At 59.8% G+C, this 18,378-nt stretch carries 20 protein-coding genes; 12 read left to right on the forward strand and 8 right to left on the reverse strand.

Annotated elements, in window-relative coordinates; genetic code table 11:
* Window positions 1-16: 16 nt before the first annotated feature.
* Window positions 17-700: a response regulator gene (locus BN1143_RS18010; RefSeq protein ID WP_017780324.1), complete on the forward strand. Its 684-nt coding sequence runs from the start codon at window positions 17-19 to the stop codon at window positions 698-700.
* Between the two features lie 96 nt (window positions 701-796).
* Here BN1143_RS18010 and BN1143_RS18015 read toward each other — a convergent pair whose 3' ends face one another.
* Complete coding sequence (locus tag BN1143_RS18015; RefSeq protein ID WP_042051606.1) at window positions 797-1,924, reverse strand: multidrug effflux MFS transporter; 1,128 nt, start codon at window positions 1,922-1,924, stop codon at window positions 797-799.
* Between the two features lie 92 nt (window positions 1,925-2,016).
* Here BN1143_RS18015 and BN1143_RS18020 point away from each other — a divergent pair, with 92 nt between their 5' ends.
* Window positions 2,017-2,841, forward strand: coding sequence for an AraC family transcriptional regulator (locus BN1143_RS18020; RefSeq protein WP_042051607.1), 825 nt, complete (start codon window positions 2,017-2,019; stop codon window positions 2,839-2,841).
* Here the strand turns inward: BN1143_RS18020 and BN1143_RS18025 are convergent.
* A complete protein-coding gene (locus BN1143_RS18025; protein WP_042051608.1) occupies window positions 2,771-3,004 on the reverse strand; it encodes a hypothetical protein in 234 nt (77 codons plus the stop codon). The genes BN1143_RS18020 and BN1143_RS18025 overlap by 71 nt on opposite strands.
* A 281-nt stretch (window positions 3,005-3,285) precedes the next feature.
* Between BN1143_RS18025 and BN1143_RS18030 the strand changes: the two genes are divergently transcribed.
* A complete protein-coding gene (locus BN1143_RS18030; RefSeq protein WP_042051609.1) occupies window positions 3,286-4,536 on the forward strand; it encodes a valine--pyruvate transaminase in 1,251 nt (416 codons plus the stop codon).
* A 76-nt stretch (window positions 4,537-4,612) separates the two neighbouring features.
* On the opposite strand, the gene BN1143_RS18035 is transcribed toward BN1143_RS18030, so the two are convergent.
* Together BN1143_RS18035 and BN1143_RS18040 are read right to left on the reverse strand one after the other, a co-directional pair.
* On the reverse strand, window positions 4,613-5,053 hold the full coding sequence (locus tag BN1143_RS18035; protein ID WP_017766633.1) for an Hsp20 family protein: 441 nt from the start codon (window positions 5,051-5,053) through the stop codon (window positions 4,613-4,615).
* A gap of 93 nt (window positions 5,054-5,146) precedes the next feature.
* Window positions 5,147-5,560: an Hsp20 family protein gene (locus BN1143_RS18040; RefSeq protein ID WP_010635612.1), complete on the reverse strand. Its 414-nt coding sequence runs from the start codon at window positions 5,558-5,560 to the stop codon at window positions 5,147-5,149.
* A 236-nt stretch (window positions 5,561-5,796) separates the two neighbouring features.
* Here BN1143_RS18040 and BN1143_RS18045 point away from each other — a divergent pair, with 236 nt between their 5' ends.
* On the forward strand, window positions 5,797-6,501 hold the full coding sequence (locus tag BN1143_RS18045; RefSeq protein ID WP_010635611.1) for a helix-turn-helix transcriptional regulator: 705 nt from the start codon (window positions 5,797-5,799) through the stop codon (window positions 6,499-6,501).
* A gap of 66 nt (window positions 6,502-6,567) precedes the next feature.
* Window positions 6,568-6,945 carry a VOC family protein gene (locus BN1143_RS18050; RefSeq protein WP_042051610.1) on the forward strand — a complete coding sequence of 126 codons (378 nt, stop codon included), beginning with the start codon at window positions 6,568-6,570 and terminating at the stop codon, window positions 6,943-6,945.
* A 102-nt stretch (window positions 6,946-7,047) separates the two neighbouring features.
* Here BN1143_RS18050 and gyrB read toward each other — a convergent pair whose 3' ends face one another.
* The 4 genes from gyrB to dnaA all read right to left on the reverse strand — a co-directional run bounded on the left by gyrB (window position 7,048) and on the right by dnaA (window position 13,119).
* Window positions 7,048-9,459, reverse strand: coding sequence for a DNA topoisomerase (ATP-hydrolyzing) subunit B (gene gyrB, locus BN1143_RS18055; RefSeq protein ID WP_017766631.1), 2,412 nt, complete (start codon window positions 9,457-9,459; stop codon window positions 7,048-7,050).
* Window positions 9,456-10,559: a DNA replication/repair protein RecF gene (gene recF / locus BN1143_RS18060; protein WP_042051611.1), complete on the reverse strand. Its 1,104-nt coding sequence runs from the start codon at window positions 10,557-10,559 to the stop codon at window positions 9,456-9,458. The genes gyrB and recF overlap by 4 nt, the downstream gene beginning before the upstream one ends.
* 2 nt (window positions 10,560-10,561) lie before the next feature.
* Window positions 10,562-11,665, reverse strand: coding sequence for a DNA polymerase III subunit beta (gene dnaN, locus BN1143_RS18065; RefSeq protein ID WP_005307138.1), 1,104 nt, complete (start codon window positions 11,663-11,665; stop codon window positions 10,562-10,564).
* Window positions 11,666-11,748: 83 nt separating this feature from the next.
* Entirely contained in the window at window positions 11,749-13,119 is a 1,371-nt protein-coding gene (dnaA, locus tag BN1143_RS18070; RefSeq protein WP_005307141.1) for a chromosomal replication initiator protein DnaA, read from the reverse strand.
* A 313-nt stretch (window positions 13,120-13,432) separates the two neighbouring features.
* Between dnaA and BN1143_RS18075 the strand changes: the two genes are divergently transcribed.
* The 7 genes from BN1143_RS18075 (at window position 13,433) to yidC (ending at window position 18,312) form a co-directional block, all read left to right on the forward strand.
* Window positions 13,433-14,191 carry an amino acid ABC transporter substrate-binding protein gene (locus BN1143_RS18075; RefSeq protein ID WP_005307144.1) on the forward strand — a complete coding sequence of 253 codons (759 nt, stop codon included), beginning with the start codon at window positions 13,433-13,435 and terminating at the stop codon, window positions 14,189-14,191.
* Window positions 14,192-14,860 carry an amino acid ABC transporter permease gene (locus BN1143_RS18080; RefSeq protein WP_005307147.1) on the forward strand — a complete coding sequence of 223 codons (669 nt, stop codon included), beginning with the start codon at window positions 14,192-14,194 and terminating at the stop codon, window positions 14,858-14,860.
* 87 nt (window positions 14,861-14,947) lie between these two features.
* Entirely contained in the window at window positions 14,948-15,682 is a 735-nt protein-coding gene (locus BN1143_RS18085) for an amino acid ABC transporter ATP-binding protein (protein WP_005307149.1), read from the forward strand.
* A gap of 269 nt (window positions 15,683-15,951) precedes the next feature.
* Window positions 15,952-16,086 carry a 50S ribosomal protein L34 gene (gene rpmH, locus BN1143_RS22160; protein WP_005307156.1) on the forward strand — a complete coding sequence of 45 codons (135 nt, stop codon included), beginning with the start codon at window positions 15,952-15,954 and terminating at the stop codon, window positions 16,084-16,086.
* A complete protein-coding gene (rnpA, locus tag BN1143_RS18090) occupies window positions 16,086-16,445 on the forward strand; it encodes a ribonuclease P protein component (RefSeq protein ID WP_010635606.1) in 360 nt (119 codons plus the stop codon). Before rpmH ends, rnpA begins: the two co-directional genes overlap by 1 nt.
* Entirely contained in the window at window positions 16,412-16,660 is a 249-nt protein-coding gene (gene yidD, locus BN1143_RS22165) for a membrane protein insertion efficiency factor YidD (RefSeq protein ID WP_010635605.1), read from the forward strand. Before rnpA ends, yidD begins: the two co-directional genes overlap by 34 nt.
* A 5-nt stretch (window positions 16,661-16,665) precedes the next feature.
* On the forward strand, window positions 16,666-18,312 hold the full coding sequence (gene yidC, locus BN1143_RS18095) for a membrane protein insertase YidC (RefSeq protein ID WP_010635604.1): 1,647 nt from the start codon (window positions 16,666-16,668) through the stop codon (window positions 18,310-18,312).
* Window positions 18,313-18,378: the final 66 nt, after the last annotated feature.

An 18,378-nucleotide genomic window follows, 5' to 3' on the forward strand; every position in this document is an offset into this window, starting at 1 on the left:
GCGAGCTGGAGGTTGAATGGCTCACATACTGGTCATCGACGACGAGGCGGCCATCCGCCGTTTTTTGCGGATCAGCCTGATCGCCGAAGGCCATCAGGTCAGCGAGGCCGTTGGCGTCAACGAGGGTGTGGCGCAGTATCGCCACCTCAACCCCGACCTGGTGATCCTGGATCTAGGCCTGCCGGATGGGGATGGTCTCCAGGTGTTGCAGGCCATTCGCGAGCACCATCAGCATCCGGTACTGGTGCTGTCGGCGCGGGACTCGGAGCAGGAGAAGGTGCGGCTGCTGGATGCTGGAGCCAATGACTACATGAGCAAGCCGTTCGGCGTCGGCGAGATGATGGCCCGTATCCGGGTGCTGCTGCGCCAGCGGGCCGGGGTCAGCAGCGGTGAGTGCCGCCACTTCCCCCAATGCGGGCTGACCCTGGACAGCAGCAGCCACAGGGTCACCCTGGGGGAGGAAGAGGTGGCCCTCTCCCGCAAGGAGTTCGCCCTGCTGCAGGCCCTGGTGTGCCACCCCGGCAAGCTGGTGCTGCAGACCCAGCTGCTCAACGACATCTGGGGGCCGAGCCACAAGGAGGACACCCACTACCTGCGCATCGTCATCGCCAGCCTGCGCAAGAAGCTGGGGGATAACCCTCAAGACCCCGCCCTTATCGAGACCGAATCCGGCATCGGCTACCGCTTTATCGGCAGCTGATATTGCAGCAAGAAGCTGGGCGGCAGCATTCCCAGCAACCCACCCTCATCGAGACCGAGTCCGGCATCGGCTACCGTTTTATTGGCAGCTGATGTTTCACGTGGAACGACGCCAGCAACAACACAATGCCAACAGACCGCAGCCACCGAGCAGCAGACCGAGATCCTGCAAGCTGGCTGCAACCGCCAACCCCAGGCTGAGCAGCAGGTAGTAACCGAGCCCGAACAGAGCGCCGGCACTGCCCGCCACCTCCCTATAGGCCAGCAGCGCCTGGCTCAGCACATTGGGGATCGCCAGCCCGAATGCCACTACCACTCCCGTCATGGGCAGCAGAAACCAGAGTGAAGCCTGGCTGGCCCACACCAGCCAGCCAGAACCCAGCGCCAGCACGGCGGCGAGCCTGATCAGGGAGGCAGGCGACCAGCCAAGCCCCAGCAGACGCTTGTTGAGCAGACTGCCCCCCAGGGTCGCCAGTGCCAGCACGATACCGGAGTAACCAAACTCGCCCGCGCTCAGCCCCAGCCCGGCAAACAGAAATGGCGCCAGACTGTAGTAGCCGAACAGCATGGTGTTGAACAGGGCCACCAGAGCGGCGCTGCGCCACAAGCCGCTATCACGCACCATCCGGCATGCCAGCGGCCAGAGTGCCACTCGCTGGGTGGTGATCGGCCGGGTTTCCGGCAACTGCCGGCAGGCCATCAGCAACAAGCCGATTGCCAGCGCCAGCAGGGCGCCAAATACCCCGAGATAACCAAAACCATCGGCCAGCAGGCCGCCGCTCACCAGCCCCAGCACTGGGCTCAGGGAGAGCGCGATGCCCATCACCGAGAAGACCCGCGCCAGATCGCTGCCCTGATAGCTGTCGCGCAGCATGGTCTGGGTCACCACTGAGCCCACGGCGGCACCGAAGGCCGCAATGACCCGGGCCAGCAGCAGGGTTTCAAACTCAGTGGCCAGCAACGCCAGCAGGGTGCCGGCGCCATAGGTCAGCAACCCCGCCAGCATGGCGGGACGCCGCCCGATGAGATCGCACAGTCTGCCCCAGCAAACCACTCCCGCCGCAAACGCCAGAAAATAGACCGACAGGGTCTGGGATGCCTGCCCCTCGCTCACCCGAAACTCAGTGGCGATATGGGTCAGTACCGGGCTGTAGATGGTCTCCACTATCTGCGGAAACATCATCAGTCCGACCACCAGCCAGAGCGGTGGCAACTTGTTGTTCATGACAAACCTCCTTCACTAGAGGCCGTCATTCTAGAGTGACGCCGATTGTCCGATTACAATAAGCAGGACTATAAACATCAAGAATCGGACACATGGCCTTTATTCTTCCCGATCACCCTTTTGATCCGGACCAGCACGACGGCAGTGCCATCGGTATCGCCGCCGCCCTCGGCTGGCACGACTCTGGCCGCCACCAGCACAGGCGCCATCAGCTGCTGTTCGCCCAGGCCGGCTGCATGACCATAGAGCTGGACGATCAGGTCTGCCTGCTGCCGCCGACGCGGGCCGCCTGGTTGCCGGCGGGTCTGCCCCATCGGGTGCTGATGCGCGGGGTGGTGGCCTATCGCTCCCTCTATTTCAAACCCGAACCCGGCTTGCTGGCCGAGATGGCGGTGCTGGCGGTCAACCCGCTGCTGCGAGAGATCATCGAACGGATGGCGCTCTGGCCGTGGGACAAGCCGGAGGCAGAGCAGACCTGCACACTGGCATTATTGAAAGAGGAGCTGGCGCAAGCGCCGCGGGAATCCTGGCAGTTGCCGCTGCCGTCAGACGTGCGTCTGGCCGGCTGGCTGCAGGAGGTGAAGCAGGGTGACGCCCTGCCCGATCGGCTCAACCGGCTGGCCGAACGGGTGGGTGCCAGTGACAAGACCATAGGCCGCATCTTCATGCGGGAGACCGGCATGAGCTACCAGGCCTGGCGTCAGCAGTGGCGACTGCTGCGGGCGCTGGAGCTGCTGGCAGAAGCCGAGCCCATCAGTCGGGTGGCGGCTGCGCTGGAGTTCGCCAGCGACAGCGCCTTCATCGCCTTCTTCAGGCAACACACGGGGCAGACCCCCTTGCGCTATCTCAACTCTCGGGATGAGTCGCATCGGCCGAGCTCGCCTCCACCACCAGGGTCTCCAGCGCCAGCGGCTTGAGGTTGTGGATCGCCTCCTCCACCACCGCATGGGAGGCCTGCTGCTGCTGGGCCAATACTTCCTGCTCCAGCTTCACGCTGTCCAGTTCGGGTCTGGAGTACTCGTCGGCCATGACGTTCAGGCTCAGGCTGCTGGCAATCAAGGTTGCGATCAGGATTTTCATCTGGTGTGCTCCGGTGTGGTTGAGATGACCAGATAACTATTCCAATTGTCGTGCCACATCTATAACGATATGATTTTACTAGAATTAATTATTTTCAGATGAAAAGTGGCGCCAGTTGAAAAGCATCCTGTAGTCAGGATTGAACCAACAAGTGGTCATTTTAACCACACTAGATTTTGCCTGCTGTTCCACGTGGAACGTCCCATCTTTTTGATCGACACTCGCTTTTAAACTGAGCTATGGTGCTAGTCCCCCGTAACTGACTCTGGATCTGTCACCGAATGGAATTTTCCTTGTTCGGCGAGAAGTTCACTCGCCATGCCGGTATTACCCAACTCATGGATGACCTTAATCAGGGGCTGACCAATCCGGACGCCATCATGCTGGGTGGCGGCAACCCGGCCCCCATCCCTGCCATGCTGGAACGCTTTCAGGCCGAGGCCAAGAGCCTGCTCGACAACGGCGAGCTGGTGAAGGCGATGGCCAACTACGATGGCCCCCAGGGCAAGGACAGGTTCACCAAGGCGCTGGCGGCCCTGCTCAGCAAGGAGCTGGGTTGGGAGATCTCAGCCCGCAACATCGCACTGACCAACGGCAGCCAGAACGCCTTCTTCTATCTGTTCAACCTGCTGGCGGGCGAATTTGCCGATGGCCGCAAGAAGAAGGTGCTGTTCCCGCTCGCTCCCGAGTACATCGGTTATGCCGACTCGGCTCTGGCCGACGACTACTTCGTGGCCTACAAACCCACCATCGAGAAACTGCCCGACGGCCAGTTCAAGTACCACGTGGACTTCGAGAGCCTGCAGGTGGGTGACGACATCGGGGTGATCTGCGTCTCCCGGCCGACCAACCCGACCGGCAACGTGCTGACCGATGAAGAGATCGAGCACCTCGATCAGATCGCCCGCGACAAGGGCATTCCGCTACTGATCGACAACGCCTACGGCGTCCCCTTCCCTGGCATCATCTTCAGCGAGGCCAAGCCGTTCTGGAACGCCAACACCATCCTCTGCATGAGCCTCTCCAAGCTGGGGTTGCCGGGTACTCGCTGCGGCATCGTCATCGCCGACGAGAAGATCATTCAGGCCATCACCAACCTGAGCGGCATCATCAATCTAGCACCGGGCAGTCTGGGCCCCGCCATCACCATTCCGATGATCGAGAGCGGCGAGATCATCGCCCTCAGCGAACAGGTGGTGAAACCCTTCTATCGGCAGAAGGCGGAGCTGGCGGTGCAGCTGCTGCGCGAGGCCATCCCCGATCCGCGCTTCCATATCCACAAGCCGGAAGGCGCCCTCTTCCTCTGGCTCTGGTTCGAAGACCTGCCGATCCACTGCCAGGCGCTGTACGAGCGACTGAAGGCGAAGAACCTGCTGATCGTGCCGGGTCACTACTTCTTCCCCGGCATCGATGACCCGGAGTGGCGTCACAGCCGGGAATGCATCCGCCTCAACTACTCCCAGAGCGAGGAGCTGGTGCGGCGCGGCATCGCCATCCTGGCCGACGAGATCAACGCCCTCTACGCCGGCTAAGCGCCAGTCAGGCGAACATAAACAGAGAGGCCTGCGAATGCAGGCCTCTCTTCTATCAGCTGGTCAGCGGTACTGTTTAGCCGGGCAGCGCCAGCTGTTCGGGTTTGCCGATGGGGATGGCGCGGGGCTTGAGCGCCTCCGGCAGCTCGCGGGCCAGCTCTATGGTCAGCAGACCATGCTCCAGCTTGGCACCCTGCACTTCCACGTGCTGGCTCAGCTTGAAGGCGAGCTCGAAGTCCCGCTCGGCGATCCCCTGATGGAGGAACTGGCGCTCGCCCATGGAGGCGACCTTGCGCCCCTTCACCTTGAGGGTGCCGTTTTCGGTCTCCAGCTCCAGCTCATTGCGCTCGAAACCAGCCACGGCAACCGTGATGAGGTAGCTGTCGTGGTCGCGCTTTTCAATGTTGTACGGGGGGTAGGCCGAGGTCTTCTGATCGAACAGCCCTTCCAGCTCACGGGCCATCCGCTCGAAGCCGACGGCATTGGAATAGAGATGAGAAAAATCGAGGTTACGCATGATCCTATCCTTCTATAAAGCAACAGGGTTTACTCTCCACGGGCCCGTCAATCGGCACCCGGGAAACATCAATAATGCAACGAGGTCAGGCGGTCAGCCGTTGATCTCGATCTTACGGGGTTTCATCGCCTCGGGCACTTCGCGCACCAGGTCGATGTGCAACAGACCGTTCTTAAGATCGGCGCCCTTCACCCGCACATAGTCGGCCAGCTGGAAGCGACGCTCGAAGCCGCGTTCGGCTATGCCTTGATAGAGGTAGTTACGCTCGGTATCGGCCTGCTTGTTGCCCTTCACCGTCAGCAGATTTTCCTGGAAACTCAGCTCCAGCTCTTCCTGGGTAAAGCCCGCCACCGCCATACTGATGCGGTAGTCGCTGTCACCCAGCTGCTCGATGTTGTAGGGGGGATAACCGGCATTGCCATTGCTGGCCGCAGATTCGATGAGATTGGCCAGACGATCGAAACCGATGGCAGAACGATAGAGCGGAGAAAAGTCGATAGAACGCATAGTATTATCCTCTTTTGAGCGATAACGGATTGTTTGCCCTCCTGATGGACGGGCGCCTGGTCGAAACCTCTGTCGAGCGTTCCGACCTTGTTATCTATATAGGGGCCCGCTTTCGGCTTTCAAGGGCTCTGATCGAAAAATCTTCTCTCCGCCCATTTGCTGGCTTTTTCCTTATTGGGCTTCCTCCCCCAGTCACAAACATGGCACCCTGAGCGGAGATCTTGAGGAGCCACATCATGTCCCGTTCCGAACGCCTGCTGGCCCTGCTGCAACTGCTGCGCGGCCACCGCTACGCCATCACCGGCAGCGAGCTGGCCAGCCAGCTTGGCATCAGTCTGCGCACCCTCTATCGGGATATCGCCACCCTGCAGGCACAGGGCGCCCACATCGAGGGGGAAGCGGGTATCGGCTATGTGCTGCGCCCCGGCTTCATGCTGCCGCCGCTGATGTTCAGCGAAGAGGAACTGGATGCGCTGGTACTGGGCTCACGCTGGGTGGCGGCCCATGCCGATCATGCCCTCAGCACCGCCGCCAGCAGCGCGCTGGCCAAGATAGAGGCCGTGCTGCCCGCCGATTATCGCCAACAGCTGCATGCCAATGCCCTGCTGATCGGCACCGCTCGCGGTGACAGCCCCGTCGATGAGGCTCCGCTGCGCAGCGCCATCCGCCAGCAGCGCAAGGTGACCCTGAGCTATCGGGATCTCAAGGAAGCGAGTTCGGAGCGCACCGTCTGGCCCTGTGCCCTCGGCTACTTCGACCAGGTGCGGATACTGGTGGCCTGGTGCGAGCTGCGCCAGGGCTTTCGCCACTTTCGGGTGGACAGGATCAGCGCGATGCGGCTGGAGGCGGAACCTTATCCTGGCAATCGGGAACGGTTGCTCAAGGAGTGGCGCGCCAGCCAGCAGATCCCGCAGCCCAGATTCATTGCTGACAGAAACTGACAGCAGGCGGCGCCATGCTGATGGGGTCGGCGCCGATGCGCCATCTCATCAGCAAGGAGCATCACCATGTTAGTCCCCCAGTTCACCATCCTCTACGTTGCCAACCCGACCCGCAGCGCCCTCTTTTACCGCGAGCTGTTCGGCCGCCCACCGGTAGAAGAGTCCCCCACCTTTACCATGTTCGTGTTCGAGTCAGGCGCCAGACTGGCACTCTGGTCCAGCGCCACGGTCGAACCCGCCGTGACCCAAACTGCCGGGGCCATGGAGCTGGCCTTCGCCCTCCCCGATGATGCCGCCGTCGATCGCCAGTCTGCGGAGTGGCAGGCGCGCGGGCTCACCCTGATCCAGGCACCGACCCGGATGGAGTTTGGCTACACCTGTATGGCCCTCGATCCGGACGGCCATCGCCTGCGCCTCTACTGCCCTGCACCTGAGCTGGGGTAATCGGGTTCAATGTTTCACGTGGAACGTGCCACCTCCTCCGCCAGAAAAACAAAAAGCCGCTCACAGGGAGCGGCTTTTTTATATCGTACTGACAGCGTCGAATTAGACGTCGAGGTTGGCCACGCGCAGGGCGTTGGTCTCGATAAAGTCGCGACGCGGCTCTACTGCGTCACCCATCAGGGTGGAGAAGAGCTGGTCAGCACCGACGGCATCGTCGATGGTGACGCGCAGCATGCGACGGGCTTCCGGATCCATGGTGGTTTCCCACAGCTGGTCCGGGTTCATCTCGCCCAGCCCTTTATAGCGCTGGATGTAGATACCGCGCTTGCCTTCGCCCATCAGCCACTCGACCGCTTCGACGAAGCTGGCGACCGGCTTCACCTTCTCGCCACGCTTGATGTAACCGCCTTCCTCGATCAGGTTGGCGATCTCCTTGCCCAGCGAGACCAGTTGACGGTACTCGGAGGATTGCAGGAAGTCGTAGCTGATCGGGTATTCGCGGTCGACACCGTGCTGACGTACCACGGCATGCGGCACGAACAGACGGCGCTCTTCATCGCGGCGCACCTGCATCTGGTACTGGATGCCGTGGTTGCTCTCGTTGAGCACGGCTTCCATGCTCTGGCACCAGGCCTGCAGATCGCTCTCGCTGGTCAGCAGTGCTTCGTTCAGTTCCGGCTGATAGATCAGCTGGGTCAATACCGCTTCCGGCGCACGACGGGACATGCGGGTGATGAGGTGGGTCACGGCGCGATGCTGGTTGACCAGACGCTCCAGAGCCTCACCACCGATGGCCGGAGCAGACTCGTTGACGTGCAGGGTCGCACCATCCAGCGCCATGGCAGTCTGGTATTGCAGCAGCGCGTCCTCGTCTTTCAGGTACTGCTCCTGCTTGCCCTTCTTCACCTTGTAGAGCGGCGGCTGGGCGATGTAGACATAACCACGTTCAATGATTTCCGGCATCTGACGATAGAAGAAGGTCAGCAGCAGGGTACGGATGTGCGCACCATCGACGTCCGCATCGGTCATGATGATGATGTTGTGATAGCGCAGCTTGTCCGGGTTGTACTCGTCGCGACCGATACCGCAGCCCAGTGCGGTGATCAGGGTGCCCACCTCCTGGGAGGAGATCATCTTGTCGAAACGGGCCTTCTCCACGTTCAGGATCTTGCCCTTGAGCGGCAGGATGGCCTGGTTCTTCCGGTTGCGACCCTGCTTGGCGGAACCGCCAGCAGAGTCCCCTTCCACTATGTAGAGTTCGGAGAGCGCCGGGTCTTTTTCCTGACAGTCGGCCAGCTTGCCGGGCAGACCGGCGATATCCAGCGCGCCCTTGCGGCGGGTCAGTTCGCGGGCCTTGCGGGCCGCTTCACGGGCACGGGCCGCATCGATGATCTTGTTGACCACGATCTTGGCATCGCCCGGGTTTTCCAGCAGGAAGTCTGCCAGCTTCTCACCCATCGCCTGTTCGACGGCAGTCTTCACTTCGGAGGAGACCAGCTTGTCCTTGGTCTGGGAGGAGAACTTGGGATCCGGCACCTTGACGGAGATAACGGCAATCAGACCTTCACGCACGTCGTCGCCACTGGCGGCAGACTTGGCCTTCTTGCTGTAGTCCTCTTTGTCCATGTAGGAGTTGAGGGTACGGGTCAGCGCGGTACGGAAGCCCACCAGGTGGGTGCCGCCATCACGCTGCGGAATGTTGTTGGTGAAGCAGTAGACCCCTTCCTGATAGGCGTCGTTCCACTGCATCGCCACTTCGACGCCGATGCCGTCCTGCTCGGTGGTGAAGTGGAACACCTTCGGGTGGATCGGGGTCTTGTTCTGGTTCAGGTACTCGACAAACGCCTTGATGCCGCCTTCGTAGCAGAAGTGCGCCTCGCGGCCGTCACGCTCGTCCATCAGACGGATGGAGACGCCGGAGTTGAGGAAGGAGAGCTCGCGCAGACGCTTGGCCAGGATCTCGTAGTGGAACAAGGTATCGCTGAAGATGGTCGGGCTCGGCCAGAAACGCACTTCGGTCCCGGTGGTGGTGGCATCGCCGATCTGCTTGAGCGGGGCCTGCGGCTCACCCAGGTGATAGGTCTGCTCGTAGACATGACCGTTGCGACGGATGGTCAGCAACAGCTTGTCAGAGAGCGCGTTCACCACTGAGACGCCCACGCCGTGCAGACCGCCGGACACCTTGTAGGAGTTGTCATCGAATTTACCGCCGGCGTGCAGCACGGTCATGATGACCTCTGCGGCGGAGCGACCCTCTTCCGGGTGAATGTCGACAGGAATGCCGCGGCCGTTGTCACGGACGGAGACGGAACCATCGGAGTGGATCTTGACCTGAATATCGGAGCAGTAGCCAGCGAGCGCCTCGTCAATGGAGTTATCGACCACTTCGAACACCATGTGGTGCAGGCCCGAGCCATCATCCGTATCGCCGATATACATCCCCGGGCGCTTGCGGACCGCATCCAGGCCCTTCAGTACCTTGATATTCGAGGAGTCGTAAGTATTTTCACTCATAGCTTACTCTCTGCCTTCTCTAACGTTTCGGAGATCTTGCCTTGTTCCACGTGGAACAACTTGCAGTCATTCGCATCCATCATGTCTGCGAGCTGACCGGCGTCGATGGCGGTGATGAACACCTGGGACGCACACTGCTTCAGCCTTGCGGCCAGCAAGCGGCGCTTGTCGACATCCAGTTCAGAGGCAAAATCGTCAATTAAAAAAATACAGCCACGGCTGCTATGTTGATTCAAATAGAGCCCTTGGGCCAGTCGCATGGCACAGACCAACAACTTCAGCTGACCCCTGGACAAAATATCCTGAGCGGGCACGCCGTTCGCCTTGAGGCGCACATCGGCCTTCTGCGGACCAACGCCCGTGTAACCCAGCGTCCGATCCCGCTCAAACCCCGCCTCCAGCAATTCATTGAGCGGGGTATCTTTTTCCCAGCCTCGATAGAATCCAAGGCTGATGTCGAATTCCGGCAAAAAGTCCGCCGTCATCTCCTTGATCAGGGGGGTAATGGCCTGACAATAACTGGCGCGAAACTCGGCCAGCTCTCCCCCCAACCGCACCAGCTCCTGATCCCAGAACGCCAGTTGGCGATACTGGGTGCTCTGGCGCAGCAGTGCATTGCGCTGTTTCAGCAGCCGCCGTACCCGTCCCCACAGGGAGAAGAAGGTCGGTTCCTGATGAAAAACACCCCAGTCGAGCCAGGCTCGGCGAGCCTGGGGCCCGCCGGTCAGCAGGTTGAAGCCATCCGGGTGGATCAGCTGCACCGGCAGCAGCTCGGCCAGGTCGGCCAGGCGCTGGGCCTGGGCACCGGCAATCTTGAGCTGGGTCTCGCCACTCTTGTCCTTGGCGAGGCCGATGGGCACCTGGCGCCCTTCCAGTTCGCATTGGGCGAACAGGGTAAACGCCCTCTCCCCCTGGCGGATGACCCGCCCGGTCAGGTGAGTGCGAAAGGAGCGACCAAGACCGAGGTAGTGAATGGCTTCCAGCACGCTGGTCTTGCCGCTGCCGTTGCACCCGACCAGGATATTGAGGCCGGGTGACAGCGCGAGACTGGCCTGCTGGATATTGCGAAAGTCGCTGAGCTGGAGTTTGACCAGGGACACGACTAGATCCGCATCGGCATTACCACATACTGAGCATCCTGACTGTCAAAATCCTCAATAATGGCGCTGCTGATGGAATCGCTCAGGCTGATCCGGATTTGGTCACATTTTAACGTATTCAGCACGTCCAGCACATAAGAGACGTTGAAACCAATCTCCATCTCGCCGGCTTCGTATTGTACGTCAAGCAGCTCTTCGGCTTCTTCCTGTTCCGGGTTGTTGGCGGTGATGCGCAGCAGGTTTTCCTGCAGATTGAGACGCACCCCACGGAATTTCTCGTTGGAGAGGATGGCGGCACGGGCAAAGGCCTGGCGCAGATCCTCACGGCCAGCGATCAGGGCCTTGTCGCTGTTGCGCGGAATGACGCGGCGCCAGTCCGGGAAGCGGCCATCCACCAGCTTGGAGGTGAAGATGAAGCCGTCGAGGGCGGCGCGCAGGTTGCTACGGCCGATCTGCAGCCGCACCGGCTTGTCTTCCGCTTCCAGCAGACGCACCAGTTCCAGCACGCCCTTGCGCGGCAGGATGACCTGATGATCGGGCAGCGATTCGCTCACCACCTCGCGGCGGCAGGTCGCCAGCCGGTGACCATCGGTGGCCACGGTACGCAGGCCATGGCCCTCGCTCTCGAACAGCATGCCGTTCAGGTAGTAGCGCACGTCCTGGCTCGCCATGGAGAACTGGGTCGCGTCGATGAGTTTTTTCAGCTCCAGCTGGCCGATGTCGAACTCGAGCACGGATTCCCAATCCTCGATGTTCGGGTATTCGGTGGCCGGCAGGGTCGACAGGTTGAAGCGGGAGCGGCCGGAGCGGATGATCAGGCGCTCGCCTTCGGTATTGAGGCGAATGTCCGCCCCCTCCGGCAGACCGCGACAGATATCCAGCAGCTTGCGCGCCGGTACTGTGGTGCGGCCATCCTGACTGTCGCTGTTGAGATAGACCTGACCGATCATCTCCACTTCGAGGTCGGTACCGGTCAGTGACAGCAGACCGTTGCTGACATCAAGCAGCACGTTGCCGAGGATCGGCAGGGTCGGCCGGCCACCGAGGGCACCGGACACCAGTTGCAGAGGACGTAACAGGGCCTCACGGCTAATTTCGAGCTGCATCTGTGCTCTCCGTTGTGATTAGGAGTAAAGGTTTCGGATCAGGTTGGCATGTTCAAGCTGCATCTGTGCACTCAGTTCCGTCATCAGGAAGAAAGGGTACGGATCAGGTTGGAATAGTCTTCCTTGATGTCGTGACTCTCTTCCTTCAGCTGCTCGATCTTGCGGCAGGCATGAAGCACGGTAGTGTGGTCACGACCACCAAAGGCATCACCTATCTCCGGCAAGCTATGGTTGGTCAGCTCCTTAGCCAGTGCCATCGCCAGCTGGCGTGGACGGGCAACGGAGCGGGAACGGCGCTTGGAAAGCAGATCCGCCAGCTTGATCTTGTAGTACTCCGCCACCGTCTTCTGAATATTGTCGATGGTGACCAGCTTCTCCTGCAACGCCAGCAGATCGCGCAGCGCTTCGCGCACGAAGTCGATGTTGATGGCGCGACCGGTGAAGTTGGCATTGGCGATCACCCGGTTCAGCGCCCCTTCCAGTTCGCGCACGTTGGAGCGCAGCCGCTTGGCGATGAAGAAGGCCACTTCGTCCGGCAGGTGGATCTGGTTCTCGTCCGCCTTGCGCATCAGGATGGCGACACGCGTCTCCAGCTCAGGCGGCTCGATCGCCACGGTCAGGCCCCAGCCGAAGCGGGACTTGAGACGATCTTCCACCCCGTTGATCTCCTTCGGATAGCGATCCGAGGTCAGGATGATCTGCTGGTTGCCTTCGAGCAGGGCATTGAAGGTGTGGAAGAACTCCTCCTGGGAGCGCTCCTTGTTGGCAAAGAACTGGATGTCATCAATGAGCAGGGCATCGACGCTACGGTAATAACGCTTGAACTCTTCAATGGCGTTATTCTGCAGCGCCTTCACCATGTCCTGCACAAACCGCTCGGAGTGCATGTAGATGACTTTGGCGTCCTGCTTGCGCTCCTTGATGGCGTTGCCGACGGCATGTAGCAGGTGGGTCTTGCCCAGACCGGTGCCGCCATAGAGGAACAGCGGGTTGTAGGCCCCGCCCGGATTGTCGGCAACCTGACGGGCAGCCGCACGGGCCAACTGGTTGGACTTACCCTCGACGAAATTCTCGAAGGTATAGTTCACGTTGGTGTTGCTCTTGTGGTTCGGTTCGGGCTTGGCCTCGGCCTTGCTTTCCCAGCTCTTCTGCGAGTTATTCACAGGATCCGCACCCCGCGCCGGCGCCCTGGCCACCGCGACGGGATGGGGACGATTGCCGATGTCAAAACGCAGGGTGGGGCCATCGACCCCGCAGAGCTCATTGATGATGCCGTTCACCCGGATGAGATACTTGTCTCGAACCCAGTCCAGAACGAAACGATTCGGTGCATACAGGGTCAGAGTATTGTCACTCAACTCCGCTTGAAGCGGCCGGATCCACATGCTGAATTCTGCCGAGGGCAACTCATCTTGCAGCCGGTTAAGGCACTGCTGCCATAGCGAAGCAGTCACTCTAAACTCCCGTCGATTGATTAACTAAAGACCGGCTATTCTACGTTTTTAGCGGCTGGATCTCTAGCCGCGACCTCGCGGATCCAGCAAATAAGATCCTTGACTTTCAAGGATCCAGCAGCCGTGGATCTGATTTCATCCCCAAAGTTACCCACAGCCCGATCCCGTCACCGATGCACCAAAGATCCAGACCTGAAGCGGTTATTTTATATAACCAAATATCATTTATTCTTTAGGTTTTATTCCAATAACATCAGCGCAACCCCAGCGTTTACAACTAAAAATACAGAACTACAGAGAGAGAGGAATCACCATGACGTCATCCATCAAGCTGGTCTCCGGCGCCGCCATTCTGCTGGCCGCCCTGTCCGGTCAGGCCATCGCCCAGGAAACCATCAAGGTCGGCATGTCCGGCAAGTACTTCCCGTTCACCTTCGTCAAGCAGGACAAGCTGCAGGGCTTTGAAGTGGACATGTGGAACCAGATCGGCGAGCGCACCGGCTACAAGGTCGAGTTCGTGACCGCCAGCTTCTCCGGCCTGTTCGGCATGCTGGAAACCGGCCGCGTCGACACCATCTCCAATCAGATCACCATCACCGACGAGCGCAAGGCCAAGTACGCCTTCTCCCAGCCCTACGTCTATGACGGCGCCCAGATCGTGGTCCGCAAGGGCAACAGCACCATCCACGGCATCAAGGATCTGGAAGGCAAGAAGGTTGCGGTGAACCTGGGCTCCAACTTCGAAGAGCTGCTGCGCAAGAACGACCCCAACAAGAAGATCGACATCCGCACCTATGACTCCGCCTTCGAGCAGGATGTAGCGCTGGGCCGCATCGACGCCTTCGTGATGGACCGCGTCTCCACCGCCCAGCTGATCAAGGAATCCAAGCTGCCGCTGCAACAGGCTGGCGCACCGTTCGAGACCATCGAGAACGCCCTGCCCTTCCTGAAGACCCCGGAAAAGCAGGCACTGCTGAAGAAGGTCGATGACGCCCTCACCGCCATGCGCAAGGATGGTTCCCTGCGTCAGATCTCTGAAAAATGGTTCGCTTCCGACATCACCGACAAATAAATGATGGAATTTGACCTCGAATACACGCTGGGGCTGTTTCCCATCCTGCTCAAGTATCTGGGCACCACGATGGAAATGGCCCTGTGGGGATTCGCATTGGCACTCGTACTGTCGCTGGCCCTGGCGATAGTACGGGTCTTTCGCGTTCCCGTGATCCACTGGCTGGCGATGCTCTATATCTCGTTCTTTCGGGGTACACCGCTGCTCGTCCAGCTGTTCCTGCTCTACTACGGGCTGCCGCAGCTGTTCCCCATCTTCGTGGGAATGGATGCCTTCACCGCCGCCATCGTCGGTTTGACCCTTCACTTTGCCGCCTACATGGCCGAGTCGATTCGAGCCTCCATCATTGGCATCCACAAGAGCCAGATGGAAGCTGCCCTCAGCATCGGCATGAGCCGTTACCAGGCAATGCAGCGGATCATACTGCCGCAGGCGGCCCGCATCGCCACGCCGTCGCTGATGAACTACTTCATCGACATGATCAAGAGCACCTCGCTGGCCTTCACCCTGGGGGTGGCCGAGATCATGGGCAAGGCGCAGATGGAAGCCTCCTCCTCCTTCAAGTTCTTCGAGAGCTTCATGGCGGTGGCCCTGGTCTACTGGGTGGTAGTCATCTTCTTTACCCGCCTGCAGCATCTGCTGGAAGTGCGGCTCAACCGTGCCTATTAGGGGTTTGCCATGACAACGCAACCGACCCGCTTGCAATGCACGCCGGAAGTCCGTTTTAACTCTGCGCCTGTTTAAAGGAGGGCCATCATGATCAAGCTAACCGGCCTCTCCAAGGCATATGACGGCAATCAGGTGCTAAACAGCATCGATCTGGAGGTGAAAAAGGGGGAAATCGTCGTCATCATCGGCCCCTCCGGCACCGGCAAGTCCACCTTGCTGCGCTGCCTCAACCTGCTGGAGACTCCCGATACGGGCACCCTAGCCATCGACGATCTGCAGCTCAACCTGGCCAAGGCCAGCGAGCAGCAGGCCATCGAGCTGCGCAAGCGCGCCTCCTTCGTGTTCCAGAACTACGCCCTGTTTGCCAACAAGACGGCGCTGGACAACATCGCCGAGGGGCTGATCACCGTCTGGAAACAGCCGAAGGCGGAGGCCCGTGCCACCGCCCTCGGCATCCTCAAGGACATAGGTCTCGCCGACAAGCAGGACGCCTATCCTGCCTCATTGTCGGGCGGTCAGCAGCAACGGGTCGGCATCGGCCGGGCCATGGCGGCTCACTCCAAGGTGATCCTGTTTGACGAGCCCACCTCGGCCCTCGATCCCGAATGGGTCGACGAAGTACTGGGCCTGATGAAGGAGCTGGCTCGCCAGCACCAGACCATGGTGGTGGTGACCCATGAGATTGAATTTGCTAGAGATGTTGCCGATCGGGTGATCTTCATGGAGGGGGGCCGGATCGTGGAACAGGGCCCGCCGGATCAGATATTGGTCGATCCGCAGGATCCCCGCACCCGGGAGTTCCTGCGCAAAGTGCTTAAATAGCTCTCTCTTTGGCGGCATTGCCGCCTTTTTTATTGGAGGATCCTTGTTAAACCCCGGGTTGCCAGTATAATCCGGAGCCCTTGATCCTTCGGATCCTCACGCTCGCCCAAGACCTTTTCAAGGTCGGGGCAGGATGGGAGGGAACGGCGGATTGACTAAAAGCCGAACTCTGTTTAGAATTCGGCCTCTTTTGCTAGTCGTCACACGCTATAGCTGGCGCGTCGGCTAAGTGTGACAATCAAAACTGTACAGAAATACGGAATCGAATCATGAAACGTACTTTTCAACCGTCCAACCTGAAGCGCAAGCGCTCTCACGGTTTCCGCGCCCGCATGGCAACTGCCAACGGTCGTAAAGTTCTGGCCGCTCGTCGTGCCAAGGGTCGTGCCCGCCTGGTAGTCTAATGCCTACCCAGCACACCTTTTCTCGGGAGTTACGTCTGTTAACTCCCGAACACTTCAAACGCGTTTTCGCCGAGCCTGTCCGGGCCGCTTCTCCGCAGATTACACTTCTCGCCTCTCCCAATTCGCTCGAACACCCTCGCCTTGGTCTCGCCGTGCCCAAAAAAGCACTCAAGCGTGCCGTCTGGCGCAACCGTGTAAAACGGGTGGTTCGGGAAAGTTTCCGCCTCAATCAAGCCAATCTGCCCGCTATCGACATCGTCGTGATCGCCAAGGCCGGTGTGAAGGAGATGGATAACGAGGAACTGTTCAAGTTACTGGAAAAGCTATGGCGCACTCTGTCACGCCGTTGCAATGGGTAGCTGTCAAACTGATACGCCTGTATCAGCTAATCATTAGCCCTCTGCTCGGGCCGCGCTGCCGTTTCACCCCGACTTGTTCCCAATTTGCGATAGAAGCAATCCGACTTCACGGTTTCATAAAAGGCGTTTGGTTAGCCAGCAAACGTCTATTAAAATGCCATCCCTTATCCGAGGGTGGTTATGACCCGGTTCCGCAACCAAAGCGAAGAAACTGAAGACTATGGAATCACAACGCAATCTCATCCTGATCGGTTTGCTGTTCGTGAGCTTTTTGCTCTGGCAACAGTGGGAGTCCGACAAGGCTCCGAAGCCGGCCCCGACTACCGTGGCCCAAACCGAACATTTCGTACCTGAAGCCGGTCAGACCGGTGATATTCCTCAGGTTTCCGAGCAAGCCAACGCGAACACCGCACGCAAGCTGATCACCGTCACCTCCGACGTGCTCAAGCTGACCCTGGATACCCAGGGTGGTGACATCGTCTCTGCCGAACTGCTGGCCCACAAGCTGGAAGAAGGCAAGGATCAACCGTTCGTACTGCTGACCAGTCAGCCTGAGCACCTCTATGTTGCCCAGAGCGGTCTGGTTGGTCGCAATGGCCCGGACAGCCAGCCCCAGGGTCGTCCCACCTATGAAGCCGCCCAGACCAGCTACCAGCTGGCCGATGGTCAGGATCAAGTCGTCGTCCCGATGACCTGGACCGACAGCAAGGGCGTGGTTTTCACCAAGGAGTTCGTCCTCAAGCGTGGTGACTACGCAGTCGGCGTCGACTACAAGATCGACAACAAGTCTGCCGAGCCGGTTCAGGTGCAGTTCTACGGTCAGCTGAAGCAGACCGTGGCCACGCCGAAAGACCAGCAGGGTCACGCCATGGTGGCCAGCGCCTACCGCGGTGGTGCCTTCTCCAGCGAAGATACCCGCTACAAAAAGTACACCTTCGACGAGATGAAGGATGCCGACCTGAACAAGACCACCAAGGGTGGTTGGGTCGCCATGCTGCAACACTACTTCGTCTCCGCCTGGGCACCGAATGCCGACGATACCAACAGCTTCTACAGCCGCGTGATCCCTGGCAAAGACCAGGCCATCATCGGCTACAAGGCACCGCTGGTTGACATCGCTGCCGGCCAGCAGGCCGAAGTGACCAGCAAGCTGTGGGTAGGTCCCAAGCTGCAGGATCAGATGGCCAAGGTAGCCAACCACCTCGACCTGACCGTCGACTACGGCTGGCTCTGGTTCATCGCCCAACCGCTGCACTGGCTGCTGACCGTGTTCCACGGCTTCGTCCAGAACTGGGGTCTGGCCATCATCATGCTGACCCTGCTGGTGCGTGGCGTCATGTTCCCGCTGACCAAGGCCCAGTACACCTCCATGGCCAAGATGCGCATGCTGCAGCCCAAGCTGGCCGCCCTGCGCGAGCGCTTCGGCGACGATCGCCAGAAGATGTCTCAGGGCATGATGGAGCTGTACAAGAAGGAGAAGGTCAACCCGCTGGGTGGCTGTCTGCCGATCCTGGTACAGATGCCGATCTTCATCGCCCTCTACTGGGCACTGATGGAGTCCGTCGAGCTGCGCCACGCACCGTTCGCCCTGTGGATCACCGACCTGTCGGTGAAGGACCCCTTCTTCGTGCTGCCGATCCTCATGGGCGCCTCCATGTGGTATCTGCAGAAGATGAGCCCGACCACCATTACCGACCCGATGCAGCAGAAAGTGATGCAGTTCATGCCGATCATCTTCACTTTCATGTTCCTCTGGTTCCCGGCAGGTCTGACCCTGTACTGGCTGGTGAGCAACGTCATCTCCATTACCCAGCAGACCATCATCTATCGTCAGCTGGAGAAGAAAGGCCTGCATACCCGCAGCTAATCGCTCCCGATGGCAAGATGGATGACAAAAGAGGCGGCCTTCGGGTCGCCTTTTTTATTACAATGA

It is taken from the genome of Aeromonas dhakensis, assembly GCF_000820305.1.
Lineage (GTDB): Bacteria > Pseudomonadota > Gammaproteobacteria > Enterobacterales > Aeromonadaceae > Aeromonas > Aeromonas dhakensis.

Bases quoted from the DNA above. Each gene is read 5' to 3' on its own strand.
- BN1143_RS18010 (WP_017780324.1), top strand. From the start codon at position 17: ATGGCTCACATACTGGTCATCGACGACGAGGCGGCCATCCGCCGTTTT.
- BN1143_RS18015 (WP_042051606.1), bottom strand. From the start codon at position 1,924: ATGAACAACAAGTTGCCACCGCTCTGGCTGGTGGTCGGACTGATGATG.
- BN1143_RS18020 (WP_042051607.1), top strand. From the start codon at position 2,017: ATGGCCTTTATTCTTCCCGATCACCCTTTTGATCCGGACCAGCACGAC.
- BN1143_RS18025 (WP_042051608.1), bottom strand. From the start codon at position 3,004: ATGAAAATCCTGATCGCAACCTTGATTGCCAGCAGCCTGAGCCTGAAC.
- BN1143_RS18030 (WP_042051609.1), top strand. From the start codon at position 3,286: ATGGAATTTTCCTTGTTCGGCGAGAAGTTCACTCGCCATGCCGGTATT.
- BN1143_RS18035 (WP_017766633.1), bottom strand. From the start codon at position 5,053: ATGCGTAACCTCGATTTTTCTCATCTCTATTCCAATGCCGTCGGCTTC.
- BN1143_RS18040 (WP_010635612.1), bottom strand. From the start codon at position 5,560: ATGCGTTCTATCGACTTTTCTCCGCTCTATCGTTCTGCCATCGGTTTC.
- BN1143_RS18045 (WP_010635611.1), top strand. From the start codon at position 5,797: ATGTCCCGTTCCGAACGCCTGCTGGCCCTGCTGCAACTGCTGCGCGGC.
- BN1143_RS18050 (WP_042051610.1), top strand. From the start codon at position 6,568: ATGTTAGTCCCCCAGTTCACCATCCTCTACGTTGCCAACCCGACCCGC.
- gyrB (WP_017766631.1), bottom strand. From the start codon at position 9,459: ATGAGTGAAAATACTTACGACTCCTCGAATATCAAGGTACTGAAGGGC.
- dnaN (WP_005307138.1), bottom strand. From the start codon at position 11,665: ATGCAGCTCGAAATTAGCCGTGAGGCCCTGTTACGTCCTCTGCAACTG.
- BN1143_RS18075 (WP_005307144.1), top strand. From the start codon at position 13,433: ATGACGTCATCCATCAAGCTGGTCTCCGGCGCCGCCATTCTGCTGGCC.
- BN1143_RS18080 (WP_005307147.1), top strand. From the start codon at position 14,192: ATGATGGAATTTGACCTCGAATACACGCTGGGGCTGTTTCCCATCCTG.
- BN1143_RS18085 (WP_005307149.1), top strand. From the start codon at position 14,948: ATGATCAAGCTAACCGGCCTCTCCAAGGCATATGACGGCAATCAGGTG.
- rpmH (WP_005307156.1), top strand. From the start codon at position 15,952: ATGAAACGTACTTTTCAACCGTCCAACCTGAAGCGCAAGCGCTCTCAC.
- rnpA (WP_010635606.1), top strand. From the start codon at position 16,086: ATGCCTACCCAGCACACCTTTTCTCGGGAGTTACGTCTGTTAACTCCC.
- yidD (WP_010635605.1), top strand. From the start codon at position 16,412: ATGGCGCACTCTGTCACGCCGTTGCAATGGGTAGCTGTCAAACTGATA.
- yidC (WP_010635604.1), top strand. From the start codon at position 16,666: ATGGAATCACAACGCAATCTCATCCTGATCGGTTTGCTGTTCGTGAGC.